General features: G+C 41.7%; 10 protein-coding genes. 8 read left to right on the top strand and 2 right to left on the bottom strand.

All coding sequences use genetic code 11. The features are described from left to right. Positions 1-205 precede the first annotated feature (205 nt). The 7 genes from ACN6MY_RS15290 (at position 206) to ACN6MY_RS15260 (ending at position 9,817) form a co-directional block, all read left to right on the top strand. Positions 206-1,474: a LysM peptidoglycan-binding domain-containing protein gene (locus tag ACN6MY_RS15290; RefSeq protein ID WP_419880966.1), complete on the top strand. Its 1,269-nt coding sequence runs from the start codon at positions 206-208 to the stop codon at positions 1,472-1,474. A gap of 83 nt (positions 1,475-1,557) precedes the next feature. Continuing rightward, complete coding sequence (locus ACN6MY_RS15285; protein ID WP_419880965.1) at positions 1,558-3,276, top strand: ABC transporter ATP-binding protein; 1,719 nt, start codon at positions 1,558-1,560, stop codon at positions 3,274-3,276. Positions 3,277-3,663: 387 nt separating this feature from the next. Next, complete coding sequence (locus ACN6MY_RS15280) at positions 3,664-4,482, top strand: hypothetical protein (protein WP_419880964.1); 819 nt, start codon at positions 3,664-3,666, stop codon at positions 4,480-4,482. A gap of 197 nt (positions 4,483-4,679) precedes the next feature. Then, positions 4,680-5,534, top strand: coding sequence for a carbon-nitrogen hydrolase family protein (locus ACN6MY_RS15275; protein ID WP_419880963.1), 855 nt, complete (start codon positions 4,680-4,682; stop codon positions 5,532-5,534). Between the two features lie 461 nt (positions 5,535-5,995). Further along, positions 5,996-7,435: a GntP family permease gene (locus ACN6MY_RS15270; RefSeq protein WP_419880962.1), complete on the top strand. Its 1,440-nt coding sequence runs from the start codon at positions 5,996-5,998 to the stop codon at positions 7,433-7,435. A gap of 56 nt (positions 7,436-7,491) precedes the next feature. Next, a complete protein-coding gene (locus ACN6MY_RS15265; RefSeq protein WP_419880961.1) occupies positions 7,492-8,280 on the top strand; it encodes a 3-hydroxybutyrate dehydrogenase in 789 nt (262 codons plus the stop codon). Positions 8,281-8,401: 121 nt separating this feature from the next. Then, positions 8,402-9,817, top strand: coding sequence for a sigma-54 interaction domain-containing protein (locus tag ACN6MY_RS15260; protein WP_419880960.1), 1,416 nt, complete (start codon positions 8,402-8,404; stop codon positions 9,815-9,817). Positions 9,818-9,901: 84 nt separating this feature from the next. Here the strand turns inward: ACN6MY_RS15260 and ACN6MY_RS15255 are convergent, their stop codons facing one another. Both ACN6MY_RS15255 and hxlA read right to left on the bottom strand, forming a co-directional pair. Further along, the gene (locus tag ACN6MY_RS15255; protein ID WP_419880959.1) at positions 9,902-10,618 is read right to left on the bottom strand and encodes a 3-ketoacyl-ACP reductase; all 717 of its coding nucleotides are present in this window, start codon (positions 10,616-10,618) and stop codon (positions 9,902-9,904) included. A 52-nt stretch (positions 10,619-10,670) separates the two neighbouring features. Continuing rightward, positions 10,671-11,303 (bottom strand): 3-hexulose-6-phosphate synthase, encoded by a 633-nt coding sequence (hxlA, locus tag ACN6MY_RS15250; protein WP_419880958.1) that lies wholly within the window; start codon positions 11,301-11,303, stop codon positions 10,671-10,673. A gap of 313 nt (positions 11,304-11,616) precedes the next feature. On the opposite strand from hxlA, the gene ACN6MY_RS15245 reads away from it, so the two are divergent. Beyond that, positions 11,617-12,642 carry an NADH:flavin oxidoreductase/NADH oxidase gene (locus tag ACN6MY_RS15245; RefSeq protein ID WP_419880957.1) on the top strand — a complete coding sequence of 342 codons (1,026 nt, stop codon included), beginning with the start codon at positions 11,617-11,619 and terminating at the stop codon, positions 12,640-12,642. Positions 12,643-12,915: the final 273 nt, after the last annotated feature.

Raw genomic sequence — 12,915 nt, 5'->3', positions numbered from 1 at the left:
GAAATAAACGAACTAAAAATTCAGCGATTTATAGGGAGTGGGTAATAAAGCTAATAAATGTTTTAATCCACCTGCATTTCAGTAAAAAGAGCAGTGTACTCTCTCCTCGACTGCAATATTATCCCCGTTTGATCCAAGTTCTTGTCATACCTCTGGCTTCTTTATCCATAAACTTAATTAATACCTATTACCAGGAGGTGATACTTTGGGGATCCATGTTGTTAAAGCGGGTGATACTTTGTTTGAAATCGCAAAAAAATACCGGACAGATACTGCGGAAATCAGGACATTGAATGGCTTGCCATCCGGAGATGAAATTATCCCGGGACTTGCCTTATATATTCCTGCATCAAAAGTGGAGGATCGAATATATAAAGTGAAGCAGGGAGATGTCCTTGGGGAGATAGCGGCAAGGTTCGATGTGAGAATCCCTGCCATCCTTAAGGCCAATCCAGGGTTAAAGCCTGATGTTATAAAAATAGGGCAGCTACTGAAGATTCCAACCCGGTATAAGCTTCGTCTTAAAACTCTTTCATTTTCATTTCCTGCAAACGGAGGCGAGGTTTTTTCGGCACTTGAAAAGTCTGCAGAGCAGCTCACCTATCTTGCTATCGTCGCTTATTCCTTCACAAAAGAGGGATATGTTTATATCATTGGCAATGACAGCTCAATGATTGCCAAAAGCAAACAGCTTGGTGTCATGCCGCTTTTGATGATCAGAAACTTTCTTAATGATGAATTCAGCCCGGAGCTTGCAGGAGGCGTGCTGGATAATACAGAGTACCGGCAGCGACTGGTGAGGAGCATCATGTCATATGTGGCGGAAAAAGGCTATGCTGGGGTAAGCATGGATATTGAATTCGTTCCGCCTGCGAGCAGGGCAAATTATGTTTTGCTGCTAAGGGAACTGAAAAAGGCGTTAGGCCGCCTGGTTTTGCAGGTAAATGTCCATGCCAAAACAGGAAATATCCCAAATAACCGGATTGTTGGGGGACATGATTATGAGGAGATTGGGAAAATAGCTGATATTACTGCTGTAATGACTATTGATTATGGGTACCCGACAGGGCCGCCTAATCCAATATCACCGATTTGGTGGATGAAAGATGTTCTGAACTATGCAGTTTCCAAGATTCCAGCGAGAAAGCTTTTGACTGCTTTCCCGCTATACAGCTATGATTGGGAGATTCCGAGCAACAAAACAGCTGCAAGCTCCATGCTGCGCGCCCAAAACCGGGCGATCGAAGAAAAAAGCGATATTCATTATGACTTGAAGGCAGCATCACCCTGGTATCAATATTGGCCCAAGAAAAAGCAGCATGATGTCTGGTATGAAGATATCAGAAGCATAACAGCTAAATATCAGCTCATGGATGAATATGAAATAGCAGGTACGACTTTTTGGAGATTAGGTCTGGAGTTTCCACAAAATGATGCCTACATAAAGCAAAATATTTTAGTCCTAAAGTCATGATTTTTTTCAGAAAATATTGAATGTTTAGCGAGATGCGTTTATAATCCTAGTATCTTTGGATTAACCAATAAAAGGAGAACACCATGATCCGACGTTTTTATTCATATTATATTCCGCATAAAAAATTGTTTTTGCTGGACTTTAGCAGTGCTGTCATCGTCGCCCTGTTGGAGCTTGCTTTTCCGCTGTCAGTTCAGTGGTTTATTGATGATCTGCTTCCAGGAGGGGATTGGGGATCGATTGTTTTAGTAAGTGCCGGGTTGCTTCTATTATATATATTGAGCACCTTACTTCAATACATTGTTAATTATCTCGGTCATAAGCTTGGAATCAATATTGAAACTGATATGAGGCAGCAGCTTTTTCAGCATGTTCAAAAGCAGTCCTTCCGTTTTTTTGACAATACGAAAACAGGGCATATCATGAGCAGGATAACGAATGATCTCTTAGACATTGGCGAATTGGCACACCACGGTCCCGAGGACATGTTCATAGCTGTTATGACATTTATAGGCGCATTTTTCATTATGCTGGCGGTAAATGTGAAAATGGCGCTGCTTGCGATTGCCATTACTCCATTTTTGATTGCACTGATTATTTTCAGTAATTTAAGCATGAATAAAGCATGGAAAAACATGTACACACAAATCGCGGAAGTGAACGCGCGGGTTGAAGACAGTGTATCAGGCATTCGTGTGGTGCAATCTTTCACAAATGAAAAATTTGAAATAAACAGGTTTTCATTAAATAACAAAAATTTTCGCAATGCAAAGCTTCGTGCCTACAAAACAATGAGCTATACCGCATCTGCCATTTATATGATGACCCGTTTTATGACGATTGCGGTTTTGATATATGGCGCATGGCTTTGCTACCAAGGCCGGCTTACCAGCGGAGAGCTTGTGAGTTTTGTTCTTTATGTTAATGTGTTATTTAAGCCTATCGATAAAATTAATGCTTTAATGGAGCTTTATCCAAAAGGCATGGCCGGTTTCAAGAGATTTACAGAAATGATTGACATCCATCCTGATGTTGAAGATAAACTGGATGCCATTGAAATGGTTTCGCTTCACGGTGATATTGATTTCCATTCTGTAGCATTCGGCTATGACGCTGGCAAAAGGATTTTAACTGGCATTGATTTAACCATATCCGCTGGAGAAACGGTTGCTTTTGTTGGACCTTCAGGAGCAGGGAAAACGACTATTTGTTCCCTGATACCCCGCTTCTACGATGTAGATGAAGGGAGTATATTCATCGATGGTATTGATATAAGGGATATGTCCAAAAATTCTCTTCGTTCACAGATTGGCATTGTCCAGCAGGATGTCTTTCTTTTTACCGGAACGCTAAGAGAAAATATTGGATACGGGATGCTTGATGCTACCTTTGAACAAATAGAAGAAGCAGCACGGCGAGCCCATCTGGAGAGTTTCATAGAAGGTCTTCCGGAAGGCTATGAAACTCAAATTGGCGAACGGGGCCTAAAGCTTTCGGGAGGGCAAAAGCAAAGAATTGCGATTGCTAGAATGTTCTTGAAAAACCCGCCTATCCTGATTCTGGATGAAGCTACCTCGGCTCTTGATACGGAAACGGAAATGATCATCCAAAATGCGCTGTCCGAGCTTGCCAAGAATAGAACAACCCTGGTAATAGCCCATCGATTGGCAACAATCAGGAATGCTGACCGGATTGTGGTTGTTACAGAAGAGGGCATTGTTGAGCAGGGCGGCCATGAGGAACTGCTTCAGCAAGGAGGGATATTTGCAAAGCTCCACCGTGTACAATTTCAGCAGGCATAGACCATTAAAAAACAGCATTCCATTTGGATTGCTGTTTTTTTAACAGGAATGTCAAAGGATTTAGCTGATTTCTGCACATTGTTAATTGAAATAAATTCGTCAGATTCTTTGGGAATCAACAATCCAGGCGGCCACGCATGAACCTTACGGACTTCGACTAGAATCCTGCTGCTGATGGCAAATAAATGTGATAGATTAAGAGCAGTTTAATAAAAAAACGTGTCGCTCACAGTGGAGGTTTATGTCGAAAAAATTGAGAGGAAAAGCATGGTGTTTTAATTTAAAAATTCAGATATTTGTGTTAGATTTACACTATTGTGATTGAAGTAAGAGTTCCGGCCAAGTGAATAAAATAGTGTTCTTTATATGAGGGAGCGGTGTAAAATCATGCAGCAGATTGAGGACTTGTGGAAGCAAGTTGACGAAATGATGGAAAAGACGGACTTTAACGGATTATGGCACGGCTTTGAGCCTGTTGCATTTGCTATCTATAATAAGGAAAAAGTTTATCTTTGGAATCATCCTGATAACCTGGATGACAATATAACCTTCTTTCCCTGGAATCCCCAATTCAGCGGAGACGACTTAATTTTTTACCGTGATTATCCAACTGCTATCGTATCGACAGATCATTATCCCGAAATAGACTGTCTGTACCCGCGTTTAATGCAGGAGCTGTTCAGAGGCTATCAGTTTTTATTGGGCGAGGCACGATTTCCGGATACATGGGGAGGATTTCGTTATCCTATTTATCTGGATGCCATTGATTTGAAAATAAAGGAGAGAATATGTTTGTATGACGCCTGCATGGAAGAAGATGCAGCTTTAAAAGAAAAAAAGATCTTTGAATTTATATCTTTCAGAAGTCGCAGAATCAAGCTGATTAAGGAATTTGCTGCTTACGAATTCAGCCTTGAAACCGTTAAAGGTCCAGCTTTATATGTTCAATTTAAAGCACTTAGAAGATGCAGCAGGAATGCAGAAAGGACTCTTCTTAATCCATACACAAGCATCCTTTTTGAACAAGGGCAATCTCTTTTTCATTTAAAGAAAAGCTGTGCCTGCTCTGGCATGCTTATGTGTTTCCTTCTGGATGCCCTCTATAGAAATTGGCAATTTTCATTTATGAGATCTGAAAAAAGCCTATATGACTTTTTTTGCGATTCACTGTATTCCCTTGAACATCGAGGATTTTCTGCCCTTTAATGCGGGAAATAGGAGAATAAGAACGCATTGCTAGGGATGCTGAATTTTTTTACCTCAATTAAATGAATTGCTTTACAGCTAAGGCGGTGATGTTATATATTACTTTCTAGACTGTTTACTTGCTGCATGAGGGCATGTTTGTGAATCCCTCCAGCAAAAAATGCATAGGGGGAGTACAATGAAATTGCGTTTCTGCCGTGCAGTATCATCTGCATACCATTTCATCCTTTGAAGAGTTCGCAAGACAGTGCGAGCATTATATAAAAACTGCTGAAGAATTTGGTTCGGAGTTTGTTTTATTTCCGGAATTTTTCACTACTCAGCTCCTTTCCATCGGCAGCGAAGATGGCACTTCGCTTACGATAAATGAACTGCCGGGTTTTACAGAGCAATATAAAAGCCTATTTATGCGGCTTGCAGGCGACTATCAGATGCATATCATCGGCGGTACGCATGTTATTCAAAAGGAAGGGGAATTGTACAATACGGCCCATCTATTCTACCCGGACGGACGAATTGAAGAACAGGCAAAGCTGCATATGACCCCCACAGAGGTCGAAGAATGGAATATGGCTCCTGGGGAGAAGCTGCAGGTTTTTGAAACCGAAAAGGGAAGAATCGCTATCATTACCTGTTATGACATCGAGTTTCCGGAAATTGTGAGAATGGCCAGGGCAGAAGGGGCAGATGTGATTTTTTGTCCATCCTGCACAGATGACAGGCATGGGTTTCATCGTGTACGCTATACGAGCCATGCCCGTGCCATTGAAAACCAGGTTTATGTAGTAGGAGCAGGAACAACTGGATCGCTTCCCACAGTTGACTTTATGAGAGCGAATTTCGGAAGTGCTGCAATTTTGACTCCTAATGATATACCTTTTCCTCCGGGCGGAATCTTAGCTGAGGGTGAGATGAATTATGATATGATTGTAACTGCAGACTTGGATTTAGAGCTGCTGTATAAAGTCCGTGAAAGAGGTTCTGTTACTACATGGCGTGACCGCAGAACAGATCTTTATTTTGACTGGGGAAATAAGAATATACACTATTAGACGATGGGCTTGTGTGCGGCTTCAGTGCTGGCATGCAGGCTTTTTTGCATATTAAAATAACGGATACCTATTCCTTGTTCCACAAAAACGGAAAGTTCCGTAATTCCGGAAAGTTTTTCTCTTCGATTTTTTCCGGAATTGCGGAAATGTCATTTACAGACGGTTTATTTATCTCCATTTTTAGGCAAGCAAATGTTGGCATGAAACTTGCAAGTTATAATAGTGAACATCCTTTAATAATCGGCTTTGTTAACTTGTCTGTTGATTTTCGCTCCAGACAGTTTCATTCCGGAGGTGTTTGCCGGGCCCCAGCGTCGATAAGCGAATCTCACTGATTAAATCAATAATCTACTTTAACAAAGCCGAACATGAAATGGAGGGAGGACAGGGAAATAGCCTCTGCAATTTTATCATAATTTTATGAAAACGCTTTCTATAAAAGTTGGAGAAGGAGGAACTATATGGAGTTAGTTGTCATTCTTTTAGCATTAGCTTTGCTTATGTTTGTAGCTTACAGAGGGTTTTCGGTCATTCTTTTTGCGCCGATTTGTGCCTTATTCGCGGTTTTACTGACGAATCCTGATTATGTCCTTCCGTTTTTTTCTAATGTATTCATGGAGAAAATGGTCGGATTCATTAAGCTTTATTTTCCTGTATTCCTGCTCGGTGCCATCTTCGGAAAAGTTGTAGAAATGTCTGGCATTGCCGAAACAATTGCTAAGACTATCATTAAATTGGTCGGTGCCAAGCGCGCTATACTGGCTATTGTCCTACTTGGTGCCATATTAACCTACAGCGGAGTCAGCTTGTTTGTTGTTGTGTTTGCTGTATATCCTTTTGCAGCAAATTTATTCAGGGAAGCTAATATTCCGAAACGCCTGATTCCTGGAACCATTGCTTTAGGCGCATTCACTTTCACGATGGATGCTCTTCCTGGTACACCGCAAATCCAGAATGTTATTCCAACTACTTTCTTTAAAACAGACATTTATGCTGCACCTATCCTCGGAACAGCAGGAGGCGTATTTATTTTAATTGTCGGCCTACTCTACCTGGAATACAGGAAGAAGAAGGCTGAAAGGGCTGGAGAAGGCTATTATGGATTTGATGCCTCAGCTGCTGCAGCCGAAGCCCAAAAAGAAGTCATAAATGAGCCGGATCATGTTCTTTCTCCAGGGACACTGCCTGCTGGAAGGCAAGTACTTGCTTTTGTTCCGCTCGTACTTGTAGGCGTGATGAATAAAGTTTTCACTATATACATTCCAAAGTGGTACCCGCAAGGCTTTGATTTTGCCAAAATTAATCTGCCTTTATTCGGTAAAGTGGAGACTTCGGCTGTTGCTGCAGTGTGGTCCGTAGAGCTCGCACTTGCTATCGGAATTGCAGGAGCCATTTTGTATGATTGGAAAAAGATCAGGTCGAATTTCCAGAGTGGATTAAACATGAGTATCAGCGGTGCCCTGCTTGCGGTCATGAATACGGGAGCTGAATATGGGTTTGGAGGTGTGATCTCTTCTTTGCCAGGCTTCGGGGCAGTCAGCAAAGGGATATCAGAAACGTTTACCAATCCATTAGTGAATGGTGCTGTTACGACCACAGCATTAGCGGGCGTAACCGGTTCTGCTTCAGGCGGAATGGGAATTGCACTCAGTGCAATGTCAGAAAAGTATGTTGCCGCAATGGCAACATACGGAATTCCTCCAGAAGTGATGCATAGAGTTATTGCCATGGCATCAGGCGGAATGGATACACTGCCTCATAACGGTGCAGTCATAACATTGCTCGCTGTTACAGGTCTTACTCACAGGCAATCCTACAAAGATATATTTGCAATCACCATTTTAAAAACAGTGACCGTGTTTTTGATTATTGGTCTTTACAGCTTGACTGGAATCATGTAATTTCAAAAATACATTTCACCCTCGGCAGAAAATGGCAGGGGGGCAAAGGCGGGTGCATGAAGGTGAATTCTTTGAAAAACAAAGTGGCATTTATAACAGGAGCAGGAAGCGGTATAGGGCTGGCGATGGCACAGGCCTTTGCCAAAGAAGGGGCAAGTGTCATACTTGCGGATTTAAATGAAGAGGCAAGCATGCAGGCTTCTTTGGAACTTCAGAAAAAGGGACATGAAACGATGGCCCTTACCTGCAATGTGGCCAATGAAAGTGATATAAAGGTAGGAATTCAATCAGCGATTGACAGATTCGGAAGACTGGATATTTTGATTAACAACGCTGGCTTACAGCATGTTTCACCAATCGAGGAATTTCCCACTGAGACTTTTGAAAAACTGATAAGCGTCATGCTTACGGCTCCTTTTATGGCAATCAAGCATGCTTTTCCTATCATGAAAGAGCAGAATTATGGAAGAATCCTGAATATGGCGTCGATCAATGGATTAATCGGTTTTGCCGGAAAAGCTGCGTATAATAGCGCGAAACATGGTGTAATCGGATTAACAAAGGTTGCAGCCCTAGAAGGGGCAGGCCATGGAATAACTGTTAACGCAATTTGCCCGGGTTATGTGGATACCCCCCTTGTCCGCAATCAATTAAAGGATTTGGCGTCAACAAGGAATGTGGATGTCGGTAAAGTGCTTGAAGAAGTGATTTTTCCTTTGGTGCCGCAAAAAAGATTGATAGAAGTATCCGAAATTGCAGATTATGCCATTTTTTTAGCAAGTGATAAAGCAAAGGGGATTACAGGGCAGGCAGCGGTTTTGGATGGAGGATATACCGTTCAATAATTACTATGCTGTAAATCACCTGAAATTATTTGAATTTTATAATATTAACGAAGGCTTGCCTCCATATTTTGTTATAATGAATATACTTATTTCATTTTATGGATAAAGGATGAAGTTTATCATGAAGGTTGGCATTGAAATACTCCCGGCAGAATGGATCAGGGAAGTCATCCATTTAGTGGCAGAAAGGCTAGTAGTAGTAGACCGGACAGGTTACATCCGGTATATGGACAGTGCCTATTGTGAATTTCTCGGGATACGCGAGGAGGATGCAATAGGACGCCATGTCCAGGATGTTATAGAAAACTCGAGGATGCATATCGTCGCTAAAACCGGAATTGCGGAATTATCAGCGGTACAGGCGATTAAAGGGAGTGAAATGATTGCCAACCGTTATCCGCTGGTAGTTGATGATGAGCTGGTAGGCTCTGTCGGTACCGTTATGTTCAAAAATCCTCAGGAGTGGCTGGATTACTCCAGGAAGATTCAGCCCCTATTGGAAGAGCTGCATTATTACAAAAATAGGCTGGAAAAAGAACTGCAAAGCAAATATACGTTCAAGGATCTGATTGGATCAAACCCTCAATTCATTGTAGCGAAAAAACTTGCTGAAAAAGGATCCTGCAGCAGCTCGTCCATCTTGATCCTCGGTGAGTCTGGCACTGGGAAGGAGCTGTTTGCACACGCCATCCACCAGAACAGTACCAGATCAAGGTACCCATTCATTCGGATGAACTGTGCATCCATCCCTGAGCATCTATTGGAATCAGAGCTATTCGGATATGAAGAGGGAGCTTTTACAGGTGCAAAAAAAGGCGGCAAAAAAGGGAAGTTTGAGCAGGGCCATTTAGGAACTGTTTTTCTTGATGAAATCGGCGATATGCCGCTGCCAATGCAAAGCAAGCTTTTAAGGGTTTTGCAGGAAAAAGAAATTGAGAGGCTGGGCGGGAATGCTCCAAAAACAGTAGATGTCCGAATTATTGCTGCTACCCACCGCGATCTTGATAAGATGGTAGAAAACGGTGAATTCAGAAAAGATCTATATTACAGGCTGAATGTATTGAAAGTGGAAATTCCCCCTTTAAGGGAGAGAAGGGATGATATCTGGATAATTGGAGATATTCTTCTGAAAAAACTACAAAAAAATTTTAGCCGGCCAGAGATTTCTGTCTCTGCAGAAGTGGTTCATCTGCTTGAAAACTATAGCTGGCCAGGTAACATCAGGGAATTGGAAAATGTGCTTGAAAGAGCAATCAACATTTTGGATGGGCAGGAAATCCGCCATGAGCATTTGCCATTATATCTTCAGGATTTAGACATGTACGTAACGGACAATGGGCAGTATGCAACAGCCATGCCATTGCTCCAGGAAGTTTTGCCGCTAAAAGAGACAGTCGCTGCAGCAGAAAAAAAAGCAATCATGCAAGCTTTAAAGCTGGCAGGGGGCAATAAACTCAAGGCCAGCAAACTGCTGAAAATCGGCAAAACCAGTTTGTACGATAAATGCAGGAGTTACGGTATCCTGGAGGAATTTTAAATAGACCAAAACGGCTATTCATTTGAATAGCCGTTTTGGTCTCATTTCAGATATTAGCCGCTTATGCTAACTCATTTCTTGTGCTTAAGGATTTGTAGACCACATTCCTGCAGTTTTTACAAACACACGAGGATTGAGTTTTAACTGTGAAACAATGAATTCAGCAAGATCTTCAGGCTGCATGACTTTTTCAGGATTTCCGTCTGTCAGGTTTGTTTCGATGGCAAGGTCAGTTGCAACTGTACTTGGAGTCAAAGCACTGACACGGATATTGTGTTTCCTGACTTCAAGCATCAACGATTCAGTAAGTCCTAATACAGCAAATTTTGATGCACTGTAGGCACTTGTCACTGGTGCTCCTTTTTGGCCGGCAGAAGAAGAAATGTTTATAATATCTCCTGATTTTTGTTCAATTAAGCCTGGAAGAACAGCTCTTGTGACATTGTAAACACCCATTACATTAACCTGAATGATGCGTTCCCATTCTTCAGCAGACAATTCAAGGAAGCCGCCGAACTTTGCAATTCCAGCGTTATTAATAAGGATATCAATAGAGCCAATATCATTCTTGATATGTTCCACAGCAGATGTAACTGACACAAGATCTGTAACATCTGCAGCAGCGGCAGAATATTCAACCCCATATTGCTCAAGCTCTGCTGCGGTATTTTCAAGATTGCTCATTGTCGTGCCAATCATGCCGATATTTACACCTTCTTTTGCAAGGGCAATAGCAGCAGCACGCCCGATTCCCCGTCCTGCCCCAGTTATTAATGCTGTTTTTCCTTTTAATGAAGCCATATTGACACTCCTGCCTTTTTTATATTTGAAGCTGCATATGCAGCCATAGTACTTAGGCCTTCTTTACTAATTCCTGCATTTTTGCTGCAGCAGCTTTTTTGTCATCCTGTCCAGTGATGCCGCCGCCTACAATGACAAGATCAGGCTGTGCATTAAGAACTTCAGGAAGTGTTTCTAGTTTAATTCCGCCTGCAACAGCAGTTTTAGCGTTCTTTACAACACGTTTGATAGCCATTAAATCATTAAATGAGTTCTGTCCAACTGCCTGAAGGTCGTAGCCTGTATGAACACAAATATAATCTGCACCAAGCTCATCAAGCTCTTTCGCGCGTCCTTCTATGTCTTTTACTGCAATCATATCAACAAGGATTTTTTTGCCTTGTTTTTTTGCTTCTGCCACTGCGCCCTTGATTGATTCGTTTTCCGCAGCACCCAGAATTGTAATGATATCAGCTCCAGCTTCAGATGCTTTCATAACTTCGTATCCCGCTGCATCCATGATTTTCAAGTCTGCCAAAACTTTCAATGAAGGAAAAGCTTCTTTAATTTCCTTTACTGCCCTTAAGCCTTCGTTGATTACAACGGGCGTGCCGATTTCAACGATATCTATATGTTCTTCTACCTCTTTTATTAATTGTTTTGCTTCCTCGATATTTACTAAATCTAATGCTAATTGAAGTTCCATTTATAACACTCCTCTTATTTGGTTTTGAAAAATCTTTCTGCGGAATAGTTGTAAGTGTAACGCGTGATACTTCACTTGGGAAGTACGCACTTTTATTTTACATAGTGCTAAAAAGTATACTGTCTAATGCAGGGAAGAATTATCATTAGTATTGTTTGCAGACTGCGGCAAAAATAGCAGTGGAGAGAAAAAATTTATGGTGATTAAATTTGGATGCCAAGCCGTTTTGTTTGACTGCAGTGTTTCTTAGAGTGAAAATGTGAACATCCCCATGCAATAAAAGGGAATATGAGCAGAGGAAGGAAAGATATAAATGACAACTTTATTAGACACATTTAATTTAAAGGACTTACAGTTGAAAAACCGGATTGTAATGCCTCCGATGTGCCAATATTCTGTTACAGAGAAAGACGGAAAACCTAATGATTGGCATTTCTCCCATTACACTAGCCGTGCAATCGGGGGAGCAGGCCTTATCATCATGGAAATGACAGATGTAGAGCCTGATGGCAGAATTACTGATTTCGATCTCGGCTTATGGTCTGATGAACAAATACCAGCTTTTAAAAAAATCATTCAATCATGTCAAAGTTACGGAGCGAAAATTGGTATCCAGATTGCACATGCAGGCCGCAAAGCAGAAGATGCCGAACAGCCAGTTTCTTCTTCCGCCATCCGATTTTCCGAACAGTATAAAGTGCCCCGTGAGTTAAGCACAGATGAAGTAAAAGAAATGGTAGAAAAATTCGAAGCTTCATTCAAGCTGGCTGTTGAAGCAGGAGTGGATGTTATTGAAATCCATGCGGCCCATGGCTATTTAATTCAGCAATTCCAGTCACCCCGCACAAATAAAAGAGAAGATATATATGGCCAGGACAGAGGCCTGTTTGGCGAGGAAATCGTTAAAGCTGCACGCCGTGTTATGCCAGAATCCATGCCGCTCATTATGCGCATTTCCGCTATTGAATATGCAGAAGATGGATATGACCTTGAATATAGCATAAACCTTGCTGAACGTTATAAAGAGGCAGGAGTGGATATTTTCCATGTTTCTTCTGGCGGTGAAAGCACTTCTGGGCCTGCAGCAGCCGGTCCGGCCTATCAGTTGGACCTGGCTGATGAAATCCGTAAGCAGCTGCAGGTGCCTGTTATTGCAGTAGGCAGAATGGAAGGCTTTGAAATCAGCAATGAGGCAATAAAAGAAAACAAAGCAGATCTTGTTGCAGTGGGAAGGGGAATGCTGCGCAATCCATACTGGGCCAATGAGGCATCCTTGGCACTTGGAGGAGATGCTCTGACTCCTAAGCAATATCTTGCAGCCTACAGTATCAGAGATTAATTCTGCCTCCGTCCATTAAAACAGTAAAAGCTGCAGAAAACAAAATTGCCTGACAGTTATCTAACCGTGAAAAAATAAGCATGTAAACCGGGCTGCCAAAAGGCTGCCCGGTATTTTTTTAGCTATTTGTCTATTTATTTTTATAAGTAATTTTTCCTCCCAATAGTTTTGCTTGAAGGAAACATTTTTAGATTGTAGAATATAAATAAGTAAAGGCAAAAAAATTTACCTAGAATGTTTCCTCAGTGCAAAACTTATTTATAAAAGAAACTT

Source organism: Peribacillus sp. B-H-3 (assembly GCF_048572925.1).
GTDB lineage: Bacteria > Bacillota > Bacilli > Bacillales > DSM-1321 > Peribacillus.
The sequence above is the reverse complement of the archived record's forward strand: the minus strand, read 5'-3'. Positions and strand labels throughout refer to the sequence as shown.